Source organism: Jannaschia seosinensis, assembly GCF_001408515.1.
Lineage (GTDB): Bacteria > Pseudomonadota > Alphaproteobacteria > Rhodobacterales > Rhodobacteraceae > Jannaschia > Jannaschia seosinensis.
Genome location: NZ_CYPR01000154.1, coordinates 1 through 17515 on the forward strand (window position 1 = coordinate 1; position 17515 = coordinate 17515).

The window sequence follows — 17515 nt, forward strand, 5'->3', positions numbered from 1 at the left end:
CCGGCAGATTGCCAGGCATTGGCCCGAGACAGAAATCCTGCTGCGAGCCGACAGCCACTACTGCACCCCGCAGGTTCTGGACCTGTGTGACGGGCTCGGGCTGCGCTATATCTTTGGTTTGTCAAAGAACGGCCGTCTGGCGCGGAACATCTCGGCATTGGAGGCATCGACAGCGGCGCGCTACGCCCGAACGCCGGGCCAGAAGCTGCGCCGGTTCAAAACCTTCTCCTACGCAGCCCGCTCGTGGTCGAAACCCCGCCGCGTCATCGCCCGCGTCGAGGTTGGCCCCATGGGGCAGGACACCCGCTACATCGTCACCAACCTCGAGGGCGGTCGCGGTAAGCACCTTTACGAGAAGCTCTATTCCGCTCGCGGCCAGGCCGAGAACCACATCAAGGCGTGGAAGGCCCACCTCGCAGCAAACCGGACGTCGTGCTCAAAGGCGAACGCCAACCAGATGCGCCTGATGCTGCACGGCTGCGCCTACTGGGTCTGGTGGAAGCTTCGCGCGGCTTGCCCGAAGCGCTCACCATGGCGCCGCGCCCAGTTCGACACGCTGCGGCTGCATCTCGTCAAACTGGCCGCCACCATCGTCGAAAAGAAGACCCGGATCATCGTGACCCTGCCGGCTTCGTGTCCCCGAAAGGGACTTCTCCTCCTTCTCTTCGACGCCCTCGCCCCACCGAAAACAGCCTGACGCAAGCGCCCCGACAAATCCCGAAACATCAATCCACACCACCCAAGACCCAAGTCACCGGCCGGCCTGCCAACCGGACGCAAACACCGGGTGCGCGCAAGAAAACCGAGACCGGGGAAACCATCCCACGGAGCACAAGTCCGCAGCTTCATGAATTATGCGGGTTAGCAAACTATACGAGCGCACCAGCGTGGTCATCACCACCAACCTGAGCTTCAGCGAGTGGGCGAGCGTCTTCGGTGATGCCAAGATGACCACAGCCTTGCTCGATCGCCTCACCCATCGCTGCCACATCCTGGAGACCGGAAACGACAGCTACCGCTTCAAGGCAAGCTCCGAGACAGCGAAGAAGAAACGGAAGGAGACAGCAGTATTGACCCCATCATGAACCAACAACCATAACTACCGGGCGGGTCAGATCTCGGTGACAATGCTGGGTCAGTTCTCCGTGACATCCAACAGGCTCATGTTTCGATGCCGCAGACCTAGGTAATCCCGCTGCCCCGGTTGTCGCGCCATATCACCCGGCGCGTTCCGAGCGTCACCACGGTCCAACTCAAAGCTTAGCTTCAAGCTGCGAAGCAACTGTTTGTATTCCAGAAGGTGCAAAAGCTTTCGCTAAAAGGCATCGCTTCAGGTCAAGATGTTGGCCGCACCTCTTGCGAACCCGGTTCACCTTCCATAGAACCACCGTCGGACAGGTGGCCGAGTGGTCGAAGGCGCGCGCCTGGAAAGTGCGTAGGCGGGAAACCGTCTCGAGGGTTCGAATCCCTTCCTGTCCGCCACTTGCCCTCGCGAAAGCGTTCTCTCCATCCGGCTGCGGCCGGATTTTTCCGTTGTTTTCGAGGGTTATGTGGGAGGGGCTGAGCACTGGCCACGTGGCCAGGAGGCTCAGAATCGGTCTCTCCGGGCCGTTATTCTCCGGACCTCATGACTGCGCCTATTTGGTGAATTGTTTGTAAGGCTTTGTAAAACAACAACGTTGCGGCAGGATATCCTGAGCACTTCGACTGGTGTCGCGTTCGGCGAGATGGAACGGAAATCGAACGTTCGCAGGTCATCCTACTTCGCTCACACGTGAGGGATCACCAGTACCAAGCCGAAGAAGGCCCTTTATCTCATCGACCGTGAATGGCGGGTTTCTTCGATGGGCCACGGCATGGCAATTTGGACAGAGTGGAACGAGGTCCTCTTTCGGATCGATCACGTAGTTGCTCCCCAGCTGGCTGACCTGCACAACGTGGTGGACCTCGATGTACCCGTCCGCGTGAGGGCCGTATGTTCTTCCGAAGTCCATCCCGCAGGCAAGGCAGGCGCTACCGTGTATCGCTAGGGCAGCCGCACGGTTACGCCTGTCCCGCTCGTAGCGGTTTACCTCCACCTTCTGGACAGCGCCCTCGGGATATCCCTCAAGCTCCTCCGCCTCATGTTGCTCTAGTGGCAACAGCGATATGACTGCGGCGGCGAAGCGCGTGGTCCAGCTCTGAACGATTTCAAAGTCCGGGATGCCATCCTCGGTACCCAACTCGAGGTTCCCCTTGCTTAGCTGAAAGGATAACCGCCGCCATGTAGCGTCCCAGATGGACTCTTCACCATAGCGCTGTTCCGTTCCGTTCAGTTTAAAGCTGACTTTCGCGCCCTGGCTTTCGCAGTCCCTAAGGACGGCCCTGAACACAGCCCGCCCCGAGTCATCAGCCTCTGACATCGCCTGCAGCAGCGGCCCGGCGAATTTCCCGGGAACAAAGCTCAGTTCAAGTCGCCGCCACCCAATTTCGACATCAATCCCGAAAGTATGGGCAGGGTTGTGGCCCGCCGGCGTTAGCGAGATGATCTGGCACCCGTCACTATCCTTACGGGAGCTAGTCTCGAAATCCAGTCCAGTTTCGAGGCTGACAATCGATCCAATTGCACGGGGATCATGCAACATCGGCATCCGAGTCCGTCACCGGCTCTGGCAGGCTCTCCACGAGCTTACGGAGGATACGTGACACCTCGAAACGCATGTCACTGAAGTTCTCAGCAGTTTTGTCCGTTGTCGCGCTGAGTTCGGCGACACACAACGCCCAGAAAAGGGAATCCATCCCCTGTATGGTAACGCTGGTATTTAGGTTTGGGACGTAGACCTTGCGGTAGTATGGATGGTCTGTGTTGATCCTGACCGCCTTGTGCTGCTCGATAATCGCGGGCTCGAAGAGCAGACCATCGCTCACATCATCGGCGGGCTGGATGAAGACCTCACCGGGCTTGGCAGCAGCACCTATCGGAAGCTTCAGTTTGAACTTTCCGCGAGAATTTACGACCGTCACGTCACCGGTGTTGGGGTCAGTGACATTGACCTCGGCCCCGCCGACCTCAGCCTCCTTGTTGCCGATATTCCTGTTGCTCGCGTCGTGCGCGCCTTTGCTCTTCTTGTTGATATCCTTCTTCTGACCCTCTCGATACCGTCGGTTAGCCTCTCGACGAGGTGCGGGCAGGAACTGATCCTTCAGCCAGGTCCAGAGATCATCATTTAGGATGATCTGCGACTTCTTGATGTCGAGATGGAAGGCTTCATCAAGTCTGTGATCGAAAGAGAATTCGATGCGTAGTAGGGTGCTGTGCGGTTCCTTCTGGAACATACCAAGCCAGTCGGCGTCGTGGATTAGCCGGTCCTGGCGATAGATGTAAATTCCCTGACGATCCGATGACAGCTTCGCAGCCTTTGCCTGCTCATCACTTGGGAACTCCTCCCGGCGTGGGAGAATGTATGCCTTGACCGTGAACTCGGCTTCAGCGCCGCTCTCCGTCTCTGTCGGAATACTCTCTGCCGCGACAAGCTCGGACAGCCCCGCCTGAAAAGGGTCCCATGCCTTAACGTCTTCTCCGTTAAGCGTGATCTTCACATTACGGGCACGCTTGTCCTTGGTGTCCAGAAAACGCTGGTAGATTTCAGCAAGATGCTCGTTCAGTTCGCCCACCTTCTTTGCGAGCGCTTTCTGAGCAGGTTTGCCGCCCGGGTCCTGATAGTTGCCGAGCAGACGGTCAACCTTTGTCCACACAACTACTGTTCCCGATCTCTCTGGCGCGACCTCGTTCAGATGCTCTACGGCTTCTTCGTCGGGCTCATCACTCATCAACAGAAGCCACTTCTGTGACTGCATCACGTGATCGAGATCCCATGTGGCCATATGAAGAGCGGCGGAGCCATCCTTGCGGGATATCACGGACAGCCTGCGGCAATAGGCTGTTGATGCTGTCTTCAGGCCGAGCCCATACTTCCCGAGGCTTGCAGGATCAGAACGCTTCGGCGAGCCGTAGCGCATGGCATCAACCAGTCCATCACGGTCCATGCCTTCACCATTGTCTGCGATCGAGACCCGGACGTTACCTCTGAAGTCCTGATTGATGCGAATGTCGACAACATCGGCATTAGCAGCAATTGAGTTGTCAACGAGATCCGCAATTGCCGTCTCAAATTCATACCCGGTATCCCTGAGGCCTTCCATGGTCCTCCCGGGATCAGGGACCGACTCAATTCCTACCTCTGATGACATTATCGCCTCCCTTCCATATCAACTATCTTCCATCCCGAGCCCAGCTTGAGAACGCCCCTCTCATCCGGTCTTGCTTCGGATTTCCTCTTAAAATCGATACTGTACTCATCCGCTTCGCTTCGAGACAGTATGACTTCGTCATCAGCGGCGAGCCCTGCTTCTCGAATAAACCTAGTCATTCGAGTAAGGCGATATTCGTTTCGCGTTCCGCCAAAAAACTTGTTGTTGTAATAAATAAACGCGAACTCCCATTCAAGCCCCGAGGCGTCCACAAATTTCAGATGCGCCCTTGGGTTGTAATCCTTTTCATTTAGGCTGGGGAAGAACGAAAGTAGCCGCCGCTCTCGCGGCACGAGAATACCAGCCTGATGTCCGCCGGTTTCACCGGTGTCGTTTGCACTCAAAACCTTAGTTATGGAGCGTGTCTCAAAAGTCATGAATCTCCTCTTCGCATTGGTGATTGCGCAAGGGCCGCCATGAGGTCAGCGTATTCCCCCTCGGCGCCGCTAACGCCGACCACGGCGGTCTCCGATATCCGGCGTTTACGCTGTACCCTTTCCTCAACGATCTCTTCGACCGTTCCTTCACAGATCAGACGTCGCACCATCACTGGCCTTGTCTGGCCCCGTCGATGAGCGCGTGCCGAAGCCTGGTCTTCAAGCGCCGGGTTCCATTCGAGATTGTAGTGGATCACATGCGTGGCTGCGGTGATGTTCAGACCGGCGCCGCCAGCCTTCGGATTGAGAACCAGAACGCCGGCCCCCCCTTCCTGACTGAATTTGTCAATCAGCGGTTGCCGATCATCAATGGGTGTCCGCCCGTCAAGAACTTCGGCGAACGCACGAAAACGATCCCGGACAGCGGTCGCAATCCTGTCAGCCATACTCGTATAGGAAGTGAAGATGATTGCCTTGTCGCCACACTGAATGATCTCTTCAATGATCTCCAGTAGCCGCGCGAACTTCACGAACTCTTCCGGGAGATTCTCAGGATCGTGATCCGGCAGCAGACCCGGGTGTGCGCAGAACTGCCTAAGCTTCGTCAGGGAGACCAGCGTCGCGGATTGGCCATACTCGTCCAAGATGGCTTGTCTGATCCGGTCATACTCCTCAGCCTCTGTTTCAGAGAGTTCAATAATCTCCGGTATGTCGATGCGTTCGGGAAGGTCACTAGCGACCTCTGAGACCCTGCGACGGAGCATGAGCGGAGAGATCAGTGGCTCGATGCTCGCTGCAGCGCCGACGTGGTTATCATATGTCTCGCTGAACTCCTTCAGGCTGCCGAGATATCCCGGAAGCGCAAAATCCATGATCGACCATAGATCAGTGAGCCGGTTCTCAATCGGCGTACCCGTGATCGCGAGGGACGCAGACCGTGGCAACTGCTTGACTGACAGCGTCCGCTTGGCCTTCGGGTTCTTGATGTTCTGCGCTTCATCGAGTGCCACGACGGACCAGTCGATCATCTTAAGCAGCGACAGGTCGCGGACGACGGTGTCGTAAGAAGTTACGACCACATCGTACCTCTCGAGATCTTTGGGCCGCCCGGTTCTCATGCTGCCCTGATGCTTGAGAACACTCAGATCAGGACAGAACTTGTCGATTTCTCTTTTCCAGTTCTCGAGAAGCGATCCAGGCGCCACGATTAGTGATCGGGACACTTTGCTACCGGTGCCCGGATCGCGCAGGGCGCTGATGACCTGCAGGGTTTTTCCAAGACCCATTTCGTCGGCAAGCAGGGCGCCAAGTTCTTCGCGAAGAATGAAGCTAAGCCACCTCCAGCCATCAATCTGGTAGGTGTAGAGCTTTGCGTCGACACCTGCCGGGGCCTCGTCGCTACCCCGAAAAAGGCGCGTGGCGCTCTGCCGATCTGAGGACGTCAGATCAGTAACCGGCTCTCCGTTGGCTGCGGCTTTTTTGAGCGCGAGAAGGCCCCTGAAAGACGATACCACGCCCACCCCGTCCACTTCCCCCTCACGGAGTAGGTCGAGGATGGTCGAAACGCTGGATGGAGTAAGAGGGAACCACGTTCCAGCCTCGACAACGTGACCGACACTGAGCAACTCAGCTGATATACGAAAGCCACTACCAGACTGCGGCTGCGCCATCAGTATTGTGGCTGGCATCTCGCCTTCGGCACGATCCTCAATCACCAAATACACTTCGGCAGGATAGCGGCTGAACTTTAGGCTGCTCGCTTCGCCAGTCTTGCCTGGCGGAACATCAGGCCAGGGCGACGATCCCTCGATAACGGATGAATAGACTTCCTCGGCAGTCGGCACTGCGTCGACACCATTTCCCCTCAACACCAGGGTCTGCCCTTCAAGCGCCCATGCGCTCATGCCGAGCCTCGTATCTCGGTGCTGTCGGCATCACTGGGAAGCCATCCGACAACGCGGTCGACAACTGCATCTAGTCCGATCTTCTCCCTGCCACGCAAAGCGCACTCCCAGATCGTGAGAACCCGCCATCCCGAATCTCGCAGAGTCTTGCGCACAGTGTCGTCACGCTGACGGTTTCCTACGATCTTCGCCTTCCAGAACTGCGTTCTGGTCGCTGGCAGTTTGTGAAGGTAGCAATCGTGGCCGTGCCAGAAACAGCCATTCACAAAGATCACGGCCTTCAATTTTGGGAAGACCATATCGGGCTTTCCGGCCACCTTCGGGTCATGCAGCCGATATCGAAACCCCCGGGCATGCAACGCCTTGCGCACCATGAGCTCCGGTTTCGTGTTCTTCCCCTTGATGCCGGACATCATCCGGCTGCGTGTCTCCGGATCGACGATGTCAGGCAACTTCCTTCACCTTTCGTGGTGACGCGATGTCCTGACGAAGGAAAGGCTCCATATGACGCGCGACCGCCTCCACGACGGGCACAACTACGGCATTGCCGAACTGCTTGTAGGCTTGGGTGTCCGACACTGGAATAGCGAAAGGCTGCTCGCCGAGTCTGTCAAAACCCATGAGCCGTGAGCATTCACGCGGGGTAAGCCTGCGTGGGTTCTTATGTCCTCTCTGCCGGACCAGGATCTCCGAGCCATCCTTGTAGTATCTTGCCGATAGGGTCCTTGCGACATCATACCGGTCAACAAGACCGAACCCAAACCCGTTACCTTTCGCCCGGTGCTTTTCTGCATAGTTCTGCAGATATCCCCATAGATGATCTGAAAGCGTATACTTGGGCAGCACGCGGGCCTTGGCGCCTTCCGTAAAGCGCTCCTCAGGATCTTCGCTGCCATCTTCCGGATGCAGGATGGAGTCTAGGCGGGGCCCCTTGTCACGGTCGGGCAGCGCGAGCCCGTCGAAGTCAAAATCATTCTCTTCCCTAAAGCCCACGATGAAGATGCGCTCGCGGTGCTGCGGTACGAGAGACTTTGCATCAATCACGCGCGTCTGAACGTGGTAACCCAGTTCTTCAGTCAGTGCCTTCCTGATTACCTCAAACGTTCTTCCGCGATCATGGCTGACAAGGTTCTTCACGTTCTCGAGCAGAAAAGCCTTCGGCCTGTGATGCTCGATTATCCTTGCGACATCGAAGAATAGGGTACCCTGCGCCTCGCAGCGGAAACCATGTTGACGGCCAAGCGCGTTCTTCTTCGACACGCCCGCGAGCGAGAACGGCTGACACGGGAATCCAGCAAGCAGCACGTCATGCGATGGTATCTCCCCTGCCGGCACCTTGGTGATGTCGCCTACAACCTCGTGGTCGCATGCGTGGTTGGCAAGGTAGGTCGCAACACTAAAGCGGTCCCACTCAGAGGTGAAGACACACTTGCCGCCGATGGGCTCGAAGCCTTTCCGCAGGCCGCCGATGCCCGCGAACAGATCGATAAAGGTGAAGCTATGGGAGAGAGGCGGCTTGTTGCGCGCGACCTGACGGAGCATCTCCAGAGCTGCTTTGCGCGGGGCACTGTCACCAGTCTCCCACCGGTAGATCGTCCGCTCGCAGTAGCCAAGCGCCTCAACTGCATCGGGAATACTGAGGCCCGCCTCTTTGCGAAGTCTGGAGAACTCTGTCACCGCCCGGCCCCTTTGTGCTTTGTTTTGCTGGGAATCATTCTGCCATGCTTGCAAAAGAACATCAAGAGAACGCTAACCATATCATGGGCTTCTGCATCGGCGCCGCCCAAGATGCGGGGGAAGCGGAGAACCATCGCTCGACGCTTCAGGCTGACTTGCCACTAGGGGCCGTTCACCTCGACTTTGCGAAGAATTGTTGCTGTTCTGACCACTCCACGGGAAACGGCGCCAGCACCTGCGCGAGCGTCACCTCCGGCCCCTGCTTCCCGTCCAGGATCGCCTCGACGATGTCCGAGGCGAGCAGGGTCAGCCGCAGGACGCGGGTCATGTAGGAGGGTGCGATCCCCTCGCGCTCGGCCAACTCTGCGATGGTGGCGAACTCCCCGGTTTCGAGCATCCTCTTCCATCGGAAGGCGCGTGCCAGCGCCTTGACCAGCGTGTTGTCGGTCCGCCGCGAGTGCGTGGCGCCTTCCGGCAAATGCATTTCCTTCCGCCCGCCGCGCTTCACGACGCGGAACGGGACATGCAGCGTCAAGGTTTCTTTGATCGGTGCTCCGCGCGTCATGCTGCTGCGCCCATATTGCCGGCCAGCATCTCGCGCGCGAGGCCGCTTAGTCCGTCGACGCGCAGGCGCACGTTGAGCCCGTCCGTACCGATGTCCACGCGCTCGACCAGCAGCGCCACGATACGCGCCTGCTCGGCGGGGAACAGTTCGTCCCACAGCGGGTCGAGCTGCTGCAAGGCCGCGCGTGCGTCGGCCTCGGAGATGTCTTCGGCGTAGGCACGCGCCGCCTTACAGGTCCCCGCAACAATCTCCGGCTGGCGGAACACGGCGCGGAGCTGGTTTATAACGGCGGCCTCGATCTCGCCCGCTGGCACCCGGCCCACGGGGCAAGCCCCGGCTCCGTGCTTCAACACGGTCTGGCTGACATAGTAGCGGTAGAGCCTGTCGCCCTTGCGGGTGTGGGTCGGCGAGAATGCCGCGCCATCGGGCCCGAACAGCAGCCCCTTCAGCAGCGCGGGCGTATCGGCGCGGGTGCGCGCGGCTCGCTTGCGCGGGCTTTCCTGCAAGATGGCGTGGACGCGGTCCCACGTCTCGCGGTCGATGATCGCATCATGCTCGCCGGGATAGCTGTCGCCCTTGTGGACCGCCTCGCCGATGTATGTTCGGTTGTTCAGCATCCGGTAGAGGTACTTCTTGTCGATCCGGTTGCCGCGCGGCGTGCGGATCCCGCGCTTGGCGACCTCCCGCGCCAGTTCCGTACCCGACCCGATCTCGAGGAAGCGGGCAAAGATCCAGCGGACATGGTTGGCGTACTCGTCGTCGACGACGAGCTTCCGGTTCTCGACCCGATAGCCGTAGGGCGGCACCCCGCCCATCCACATACCCTTCTTCCGGCTCGCGGCGACCTTGTCGCGGATGCGCTCGGCCGTCACCTCGCGTTCGAACTGGGCGAACGAGAGCAGAATGTTCAGCGTCAGCCGCCCCATCGACGTGGTCGTGTTGAACGACTGGGTGACGGAGACGAACGTCACCCCGTTACGGTCGAACACCTCCACCAGCTTTGCGAAGTCGGCCAGCGACCGGCTGAGGCGGTCGATCTTGTAGACGACGACCGCGTCGACAAGCCCGTCCTCGATGTCCTCCAGCAGTCGCTTCAGGCCGGCCCGTTCCAGAGTCCCACCCGAGATCCCGCCGTCGTCATATTGATCGCGGACCTGCACCCAACCTTCGGAGCGCTGGCTGGCGATGAACGCCTCGCAGGCCTCGCGCTGGGCGTGGAGCGAATTGAACTCCTGCTCCAGCCCTTCCTCGGAAGACTTGCGCGTGTAGATCGCGCAGCGCTGCTTCCGGATCATTCCTGATTTCGCAGGGGCCTTTGTCATGTCCGCGCTCTCCGGTTCTTGAGGCCAAAGAACACCCAGCCATTCCAGCGCGTCCCGGTGATCGCGCGCGCGATGGCGGACAGAGACTTGTAGGGCCGCCCCTGCCATTCGAAGCCGTCCGCGGTGACGGTGACGGCATGCTCGACGCCCTGCCATTCACGGATCAGCCGGGTGCCGGCGATGGGCATGGAGTCGGCGCGGATCCGACTCTTCTTCCGGTCGCCGCCGTCGAGTTCCTCGGCCAGCCGCTCCAGCCGCCGGATCGTCTCGGGCTTCAGCCCGCCATAGGCGAGTTCCTGGATGCGGTAGGCCAGTCGGCTTTCCAGGTAGCGGCGGTTGAACGGCGGCGGCTCGCTGTCGAACAGCTCGCGCCACTGCGCCTTCAGCTCCGGCGTTGTCGCGGTCTTGAGCGCGGCCAGGCGCGCGGGGATGGGATCGTGGGTCGTCATGCGGTTCTCCGGTGAGTTGGAGTTGCATGACGGCATTGGTCGGCCGGAGAGTGTAGGCGAATTTCTCCAGTATGGTCAGAAGCTTCGCCGCGCTCGCGCAGCATCAGTCGAACCAGGCCAAGCGCCAGCAGGCCGCACAACTCTGCGCGGCGCTCGGCGGGAGTCATCTGGTCGGGTGGCAGCGGGTTCGATCCCAGCCGCGGATATGTCGGCGCGTTTTGCATGGGAGAAACGCTATCCGCCCGGCTCTCGAAAACAATTACTTTCAGATGCTTAGGGGAGTGCTGCGTAACTCTGCGGTGTTCCTGGGATGCGCTATCCTAACCGATGGACGACGAACAGCTCCTCGAAGAATGACTTCACAAGCTTGTCGACAGATTCCTGCATCGATCCCTTGGGGTGAGAGAATTCCGAGCCACCGAACCGAAACACCTCGTAGCCGCGAAGGCGAAGGTTGCGATCAGCCGCAACCATTTCGGCGTACAGGCCGGGATCGGCGCGTTCGCCGTTCGCATAGTGGTGCTTGCCGTCAATCTCGAGGACGATCCTCTGTCGGCCCGGCAACAGCATGAGGAAGTCCATGCGCTGCCGGAACAGAACGCGTTTGTCAGCGAGACGCCTCGCGATCTCCGGATCGTAGTGCAGGTAGACCTGCGGGATGAGCGCCGGCAGCCGGTCTCCAAGTCGTTCAGCGAAATTGTTGAAATATGCCTTGAAGAACGCCCGCTCGGGACCGTCGTCAAGCGACTCAAGTAGACGCCGTCCGAGGCTGATGCGCGCTTCGGCGAGGTCGACTATCCCGTTCTGCTCCATCCACCAACGGGCCAGATCGAGCCATGACAATCCATTGCCGATGGTGCGCTCGTAAATGAGGCAGCTGTCGGCATGCTCGAGCACGACGACTTCGTTGTCGATCGCATCCGAGAACCCGAGCCTCGGCTTTGGTCCGTTGGAAGCGAAGATCAGGTTCTTCGGCCGCCCGTCGACGCCGCGGCGAACGGGGCGTACCGAGAATGTTGCGCGGCCCGAGACCTCTCCTGTCTGAGCAACCTCGTAACCATCGAGCTGCAGGATGCGGGTCAAGTCCGCTGCCAGCGCAGCCTGGTCGTCGGCATCACGAAACCGGGGATCCAGAACGGTCTCGATCAGCTGCGCGAACCTCCTCGAAGGACATGTTATTGCCCCGATGAATTCGAAGACCTCCTTCGCGTTCCACAACGGATCCGAGCCAGTCGCGTGTTGTCTGAGATCGTCGATTTTGGTGGGGCCATCGAAAAAGTCGACGGGCGAACTCAGATCGAATAGCCCCTCGATCACGTCCGGACGAATGCCTTGTCCATGGATCCCTGCACCAAGGCGATCGGCCACCCGGTCGCGAGTGATCGCGGAGATCTCAGGCTGGTCCTTGTCCTGCAGGATGTACACCCTGTCCTGCAGGCCGATATCCCGCCGTTCTCGCGCAAACTCGAGGACCAACTCGAGCGCCTTTGTTCGTGAAAGGCTTGCGAGCGTATTCTGGGCAACAGTCTTCTTGCTGGTCCCTTCTGCAAGTGGGATGTCGCGTCTGGAGAAGAATGCCTCGATATCGACGGCCCTCATGGCATCCCGAAAGCAGCAGCCCGCCAGCTCGAACAGATCATCCAAATCTCCGTCACCTGCCACAGCTATAACTCCCGCGCGAACCAACGGATGCGGCCGACGATGTGGATCTCGTCGGCCGTTCTTTCGTATTCGGGGTAGTGCTTGTTGTCGGAGATGACGCGCACCGCGGGCGGGTCGCTGTTGGGGATGTGCTCGAGCCGCTTGGCGACCAGCCCCATTCCGTCGTCCAGAACGAAGATGCCCGGCGGGTTGGGCGCGCGGCGGGTCATATCGACCAGCACGGCGTCGCCGCTGAGCAGCGTCGGCGCCATGCTGTCGCCTTCGACATGCATGATGCGCAGCTGCGACGGAGTGGCCTTGAGGCTGTTTCGGATCCAGGAGCGGCGGAAGTGGTAGACGCGACCGGGCGTGTCGCCGTCCTCGGTCACGACCGCTCCGCCGCCCATTGCCGGGCGCGGGGTGGCATGGGCGATGGCCACGAAGGCGTCGTCAGGATTGTCCAGGAAGGGGGGCTTCCCCTCCACCTCGCCGATGCCATGGATCAGCCAGTCGCGATCCACTTTCAGCACGCGGGCGACCTCGGCCAGCCGGTCTATGCCAGGGCGGGCTGAACGGCCACGGAGGATGTCGTAGACGAACGAACGGTTCACGCCGGCCATCTCGGCGACGTGGGCGGGACTGATGCCTAGCTGGTTGGCCCGGGCTCTGAGGCGGTCGGAAAGCGTGTGGTGCTCGGTCATGTCATCCCCACCCATCTGTGGATGAAATAGGATAAAATCGGATTGATCGAAGCCCGTCAAGCGAATAAGAACAGAAGGTAAACATCTTACACGGGAATCGGTGCGGAGGGCAGTGAATGCACATCGACAAATCGTACTTCACGCTCCCCGAGATCCTCGAGCGGTGGCAGATCACCGAGGCCGACCTGATCTACCTCGCGGAGAACGACAAGCTGCGTCTGTCGGTGCGCGTCTTCGGCGCGCCCATTGAGTTCGGCGACATCGACGAGGACACGCGAGGCGAGCCCTTCAAGATACCGTGGGAGCAGAGCTACTACAGCGGTCTGCTCGACCTCCATGCCCGCGACGTGTTCCAGCTCTTCCGGTGCGGCGAGGTGCATCTCGAGAGCTTTCGAGCGCCGAGGGCCGACTACGCGGAGACCTGGGGCGATGCGAAGCCCGTCCTCGTCATGATCGGCGACCTGCTGCTAAGGCGCGATGAGCGCGACCGTTTCGAGATCGAGACCGGGTTCACGCCGGGCGGACAGCCGATGGAGGAGGCCACCTTCATCCACTCGGCCGACTACCTTGAGGTTCGCTGCAACGGCTGCCGGTTCAAGCTCGGCCCGATCCAGGCGGAAGTCGTGCGCGCGCTGCACGAAGCGGCACAGGCCGGGGCGCCCTGGCAGAACGGCAAGGCGATCCTGTCGCGCGCTGGCTCGAAGAGCCTGCGCATGGCCGACGTCTTCAAGTCGCAGAAGGACTGGCGGCATCTGATCCGCTCAGACCGGCGCGGCGGCTACCGTCTGAATCTCGACTGACGGATCCCCCTCCGCCCGGTCCCCTGTGGGATCGGGAGGGGGACGAGTGAGGGATGGTGGGGGATGACGGCGCCCCGCCGGCCGCTAAACGCCAGTCCTGCAAGGACCGCCTGATCCCCCTCCGTATCCCCCGCCAGTCCCCACGACATCCCACACCGTAATTGCGCACTGTCTCCTCAACGACGACACGAGAGGAGACACCGATGCTGCAGAGGCATTGCCTGAACCAGAAGGAGCTGGCCCGGCGCTGGGGGATCTCCCACCGGACGCTGGAGCGCTGGCGCTACAACGGCCAGGGGCCGGCCTTCCTCAAGCTCGGCGGTCGCGTGCTCTACCGGCTCGCCGACATCGAAGCCTTCGAGCAGAGCCAGCTTCAGCGCGCCCTGAAGATCAGCGAGGCGGTCGCGCGCGCCGGTCATTCGCCCCGTCGGTTGACCGCGGACCGCGCGCGGGCCGCACGGGTATGCTGATGGTCGCCGCGACCCCGATCGGCGCCCGCGTGGCGACGCCGAAGCTCACCGATATCGAACTCTACGCCTGGATCGCTCAGGCCGATGCTGGCGCCCGGATCGAGTATCACCGCGGCTTTCTGGGGATCGATGTCACGCCGGTGATTTCGACCCTGCCGGAGCCCGAGCGCTGCCAGCTCGCCGACCTCGGTCAGGCCGCGCTGGGCGCATTCGAGAAAGGCCTCGTCCACCTCGTGCAGGAGCGCGTGGGCCCCGACTGCTTCGCCTACATCGCCGTCGCGCGACCCAGACCCAGACCCAGAGCCGCCAACGCCTCGCTCTCGGCGCTGCTCCTCGAAGAGCGCGCCGCGTGATGGCTTTGCCGTTCCCTTCCAACGGAGACCCCGCCATGCCGCACCCCGACAATGCCCCCCGCCTCATTGATCTCGAAGGTCTCGCCCTCGGCGACATCGCGGCGCTGCCGCCCGAGATGCTGCTGGATCTGCAGACCACGGCGCTCGCCGAAACCGCCCGCGTGAAGCGGCTGCGGGACCGGCTCGAGGCCGGGATTGCGCAACGCTACGAGGCCGCCGTCGCGGCCGAGCGGGCTGCGCAGGGCAAGACCTGCGGCACCGTGCGCGTCGAGGACGAGGGTGTCGTGATCGTCGCCGACCTGCCGAAGAAGGTCACGTGGGATCAGGATCGGCTCGCTGCCATGGCCGAGCGCATCTGCGCCGCCGGCGACGATCCGACCGAGTATCTCGAGATCGCCTACCGCGTGCCCGAGCGGCGCTTCGGCGCCTGGCCCGCGGCGATGCGCGAGGGCTTCGCGGACGCGCGCAGCGAGACCACCGGCAAACCTGTCTTCCGGCTCGAGGCTCGAGACCGGTGACGCGCGGCGGCGGGACGCCCGGTCGGCAACGCCGGGCAGGTTCCCCTTCGGCACCCGGTCACCCCCGCCGCCGCGCACCCTGAACGCAACTTCCGGAGAACCCCATGGCCTTCCGCATCATCACCGCCGACGAACGGCTCTCGGCCGTCGAGAACAAGACGTCCCTCGCCATCTTCGGCCCGCCCGGCGTCGGCAAGACGACGCTCCTGAAGACGCTGCCCGCCGAGGAGACGGTCTGCCTCGACCTCGAGGCCGGCATGAAGTCGGTGCAGGACTGGCGCGGGGACTCGATCCCGGTGCGCAGCTTCACCGATTTCCGCGACCTCGCCGTACTGATCGGCGGGCACGATCCGGCCCAGCATCCGAAGTCCTGGTACGGCGCCGAGTATCACGCCTGGCTGCAGCAGCAGTATCTCGGCACCGGCATCGAGGATTTCCTCGCAAGGAAGCGGATCGTCTTCGTCGACTCGATCACCGACCTGACGCGGCAGGCCATGGCCTATGCCCGCCAGCAGCCCGAGGCCTTCTCCGAGCGGACCGGCAAGCCCGATGTCCGCGGCGCCTACGGGCTCCTGGGGCGCGAGGTGATCCAGGCGCTGAAGCATCTGCAACATGCCCGCGGGAAGACGGTGATCTTCGTCGGCGTGCTCGAGAAGGTCACCGACGAGTTCGGCGCGACGACCTGGCAGCCGCAGATGGAGGGAACAAAAGCCGGGCGCGAGCTGCCGGGCATCGTCGACCAGGTGGTCTCCATGCAGCTCTTCGGCCGCGACGCCAAGGGCGACTGGACCCTCGATGAGACCTCCGCCGAGCGCCGGCTCGTTTGCCGCTCAGGCAACCCCTGGGGCCTTCCCGCCAAGGACCGCTCCGGTCGTCTCGACACGACGGAGGCGCCCGATCTCGGCGCGCTGATCGCGAAGATCGACGGCCGCGCCCCCGCCCACACCGCCACCCCTTCCTGATCCAGACGCAAAGGACAGATCCATGAGCTACGATCTCAACGACGCCCAGCCGCAGATGGCCCCCATCGGCGAGCTGATCCCCGACGGCGCCTTCGCCAAGGTCCGCCTGACTGTGCGCCCCGGCGGTGTGGACGGCGCCACCCCGATGGACACGAAGCTCCTGAAGGCCTCGCAGTCGAGCGACGCGAAGATGCTGGACTGCGAGTTCACCATCCTCGAGGGGCCACATGCCCGACGGAAGTTCTGGCAGAGCTTCACCGTGGCGGGCGGCAAGGTCGACGAGAAGGGCCAGTCGATCGGCTGGAAGATCTCGAAATCCACCTTTCGGGCGATGGTCGACAGCGCTCTCGGGCTCGATCCCAGGGACGAGAGCCCCGACGCCAAGGCCAAGCGTGTGCTGCCCGGGCTCAAGCATCTCGACGGCATCGTCTTCGCCGCGCGCATCATGGTGGAGCCCGCCTCCAACCCCCAGTACCGGGACCAGAACCGGATCGCGAACGTCGTTCTGCCCGACGAGCCGCAGCATGCACCGATCATGCGCGGCGAAGCCGTTCCCCCCGAGCCCGTCAACGCCCCGCCGCGCAAGGCCGCGAGCGCGCCGGCGCCGGGCTGGCAGGCGCCCACGCCGGCATGGGGCGCGCAGCCGCAAGCCCCGGCGGCGGCTCCGGCCTGGGGCGCGCAGGCTCCGGCTCCGCAGCAGCCCCCGCAGCAACCGCCCGCCCAGCAGCCGCCCGCGTCCCCGCCGTCCGCGCCGGGCGGAGCGCCGGCGACCGGCATGCCCGCCTGGCTCAATGGCTGAGGCGCGGTCGGCAGCGCGGCGGCGGAGGTCAAACCGGCCTTCGCCGCTGCCCGAGGCCCGGCGCGATCCTGCCGGGCCGATGACCCCGGATGAATGGCAGGCGCATGTGACGCGCGAGGCGGCGTTGGAGATCGGACGATGGCTCGAGTCCCGAGGAAGACTGCACGCCCCCATCGCAAGCCTCGGCCTCGGCGATCTCGAAGCCATGGCCAGCAACGCGATCTCGCGCTGGATCGTGCTCCAGTCCGAAAAGCTCCAGAGGGCGGGCTGGCCGCCCGAGGACCCGATCGCGACCTTCTTGCTCGGGTAGCGCTCTGCGCCGTCTGCGCCCGCGAGGCGCGCGGCTTCGGCTACTGCCACGGCCTTCGCTGGGATCGCCAACCCTACCACCGCTTCTGCTCGCGCCGCTGTCAGGACGTGGGCAGCGCCATCGCCCAAAGGAACAACGGCATGATCGACAAGACAGCGCGTGAGCGACAAGCGATCCGCGATGCGCGGACGCTCTTCGCCGAAGCACTCACCGACCTCGGGCTCATGGAGCCCTTCTTCCACCGCAGCGCCGAGGACATCGACCGCCTGATCGAGGCGGCGGTCACCGGCTACATCGACAGCATGCAGGACCAGGCCGCGCGCAAGGAGCGCATCGGCACGGCCCTCGACGACCCCATTCCGTTCTGAGGGGGCGCG

At 62.1% G+C, this 17515-nt stretch carries 20 protein-coding genes, 1 tRNA gene and 1 pseudogene; 11 read left to right on the forward strand and 11 right to left on the reverse strand.

Translation table 11 applies throughout. The features are described 5' to 3' along the window. The 3 genes and pseudogenes from JSE7799_RS11145 to JSE7799_RS11155 all read left to right on the forward strand — a co-directional run. The coding region (locus JSE7799_RS11145) for an IS1380 family transposase (protein ID WP_144431669.1) at positions 1 to 697 on the forward strand (697 nt) is incomplete at its 5' end. A 163-nt stretch (positions 698 to 860) separates the two neighbouring features. After that, positions 861 to 1085 (forward strand): annotated as a pseudogene (locus tag JSE7799_RS11150) (ATP-binding protein); the annotation flags it as partial. Positions 1086 to 1392: 307 nt separating this feature from the next. After that, positions 1393 to 1482, forward strand: a tRNA-Ser gene (locus JSE7799_RS11155). A 272-nt stretch (positions 1483 to 1754) separates the two neighbouring features. Here JSE7799_RS11155 and JSE7799_RS11160 read toward each other — a convergent pair. The 11 genes from JSE7799_RS11160 to JSE7799_RS11210 all read right to left on the reverse strand — a co-directional run bounded on the left by JSE7799_RS11160 (position 1755) and on the right by JSE7799_RS11210 (position 12926). After that, positions 1755 to 2624 (reverse strand): HNH endonuclease, encoded by an 870-nt coding sequence (locus JSE7799_RS11160; RefSeq protein ID WP_055663704.1) that lies wholly within the window; start codon positions 2622 to 2624, stop codon positions 1755 to 1757. Next, the gene (locus JSE7799_RS11165) at positions 2614 to 4182 is read right to left on the reverse strand and encodes an ATP-binding protein (protein ID WP_222101752.1); all 1569 of its coding nucleotides are present in this window, start codon (positions 4180 to 4182) and stop codon (positions 2614 to 2616) included. The genes JSE7799_RS11160 and JSE7799_RS11165 overlap by 11 nt, the downstream gene beginning before the upstream one ends. Positions 4183 to 4229: 47 nt before the next feature. Beyond that, the gene (locus tag JSE7799_RS11170) at positions 4230 to 4667 is read right to left on the reverse strand and encodes an EcoRII N-terminal effector-binding domain-containing protein (protein WP_055663666.1); all 438 of its coding nucleotides are present in this window, start codon (positions 4665 to 4667) and stop codon (positions 4230 to 4232) included. Further along, the gene (locus JSE7799_RS11175; protein ID WP_055663667.1) at positions 4664 to 6571 is read right to left on the reverse strand and encodes a DEAD/DEAH box helicase; all 1908 of its coding nucleotides are present in this window, start codon (positions 6569 to 6571) and stop codon (positions 4664 to 4666) included. The genes JSE7799_RS11170 and JSE7799_RS11175 overlap by 4 nt, the downstream gene beginning before the upstream one ends. Then, positions 6568 to 7023, reverse strand: a complete 456-nt coding sequence (locus tag JSE7799_RS11180; protein WP_055663668.1) for a very short patch repair endonuclease — start codon at positions 7021 to 7023, stop codon at positions 6568 to 6570. The genes JSE7799_RS11175 and JSE7799_RS11180 overlap by 4 nt, the downstream gene beginning before the upstream one ends. Further along, positions 7016 to 8248 (reverse strand): DNA (cytosine-5-)-methyltransferase, encoded by a 1233-nt coding sequence (dcm, locus tag JSE7799_RS11185; RefSeq protein WP_055663669.1) that lies wholly within the window; start codon positions 8246 to 8248, stop codon positions 7016 to 7018. The genes JSE7799_RS11180 and dcm overlap by 8 nt, the downstream gene beginning before the upstream one ends. Before the next feature lie 172 nt (positions 8249 to 8420). Beyond that, on the reverse strand, positions 8421 to 8813 hold the full coding sequence (locus tag JSE7799_RS11190) for a ParB/RepB/Spo0J family partition protein (RefSeq protein WP_055663670.1): 393 nt from the start codon (positions 8811 to 8813) through the stop codon (positions 8421 to 8423). Next, on the reverse strand, positions 8810 to 10135 hold the full coding sequence (locus JSE7799_RS11195; RefSeq protein WP_055663671.1) for a recombinase family protein: 1326 nt from the start codon (positions 10133 to 10135) through the stop codon (positions 8810 to 8812). The genes JSE7799_RS11190 and JSE7799_RS11195 overlap by 4 nt, the downstream gene beginning before the upstream one ends. Next, the gene (locus JSE7799_RS11200) at positions 10132 to 10584 is read right to left on the reverse strand and encodes a DUF2924 domain-containing protein (protein ID WP_055663672.1); all 453 of its coding nucleotides are present in this window, start codon (positions 10582 to 10584) and stop codon (positions 10132 to 10134) included. The genes JSE7799_RS11195 and JSE7799_RS11200 overlap by 4 nt, the downstream gene beginning before the upstream one ends. A gap of 315 nt (positions 10585 to 10899) precedes the next feature. Then, positions 10900 to 12228 (reverse strand): AbiJ-related protein, encoded by a 1329-nt coding sequence (locus JSE7799_RS11205; protein WP_055663673.1) that lies wholly within the window; start codon positions 12226 to 12228, stop codon positions 10900 to 10902. 20 nt (positions 12229 to 12248) lie between these two features. Then, positions 12249 to 12926 carry a LexA family transcriptional regulator gene (locus JSE7799_RS11210; RefSeq protein WP_055663674.1) on the reverse strand — a complete coding sequence of 226 codons (678 nt, stop codon included), beginning with the start codon at positions 12924 to 12926 and terminating at the stop codon, positions 12249 to 12251. A 116-nt stretch (positions 12927 to 13042) separates the two neighbouring features. On the opposite strand from JSE7799_RS11210, the gene JSE7799_RS11215 reads away from it, so the two are divergent. The 8 genes from JSE7799_RS11215 (at position 13043) to JSE7799_RS11250 (ending at position 17506) form a co-directional block, all read left to right on the forward strand. Then, a complete protein-coding gene (locus JSE7799_RS11215; protein WP_055663675.1) occupies positions 13043 to 13726 on the forward strand; it encodes a hypothetical protein in 684 nt (227 codons plus the stop codon). 203 nt (positions 13727 to 13929) lie between these two features. Then, on the forward strand, positions 13930 to 14196 hold the full coding sequence (locus tag JSE7799_RS11220) for a helix-turn-helix transcriptional regulator (RefSeq protein WP_055663676.1): 267 nt from the start codon (positions 13930 to 13932) through the stop codon (positions 14194 to 14196). Next, positions 14190 to 14549, forward strand: a complete 360-nt coding sequence (locus JSE7799_RS11225) for a hypothetical protein (RefSeq protein ID WP_055663677.1) — start codon at positions 14190 to 14192, stop codon at positions 14547 to 14549. The genes JSE7799_RS11220 and JSE7799_RS11225 overlap by 7 nt, the downstream gene beginning before the upstream one ends. A gap of 35 nt (positions 14550 to 14584) precedes the next feature. Further along, positions 14585 to 15067, forward strand: coding sequence for a hypothetical protein (locus tag JSE7799_RS11230; protein ID WP_055663678.1), 483 nt, complete (start codon positions 14585 to 14587; stop codon positions 15065 to 15067). Between the two features lie 104 nt (positions 15068 to 15171). Then, a complete protein-coding gene (locus JSE7799_RS11235; RefSeq protein WP_055663679.1) occupies positions 15172 to 16029 on the forward strand; it encodes an ATP-binding protein in 858 nt (285 codons plus the stop codon). 22 nt (positions 16030 to 16051) lie between these two features. Then, positions 16052 to 16828, forward strand: a complete 777-nt coding sequence (locus JSE7799_RS11240; protein ID WP_055663680.1) for a hypothetical protein — start codon at positions 16052 to 16054, stop codon at positions 16826 to 16828. Positions 16829 to 16907: 79 nt separating this feature from the next. Beyond that, complete coding sequence (locus JSE7799_RS11245; protein ID WP_055663705.1) at positions 16908 to 17138, forward strand: hypothetical protein; 231 nt, start codon at positions 16908 to 16910, stop codon at positions 17136 to 17138. Positions 17139 to 17278: 140 nt separating this feature from the next. Further along, positions 17279 to 17506 carry a DUF6511 domain-containing protein gene (locus tag JSE7799_RS11250; RefSeq protein ID WP_055663681.1) on the forward strand — a complete coding sequence of 76 codons (228 nt, stop codon included), beginning with the start codon at positions 17279 to 17281 and terminating at the stop codon, positions 17504 to 17506. Positions 17507 to 17515 lie beyond the last annotated feature (9 nt).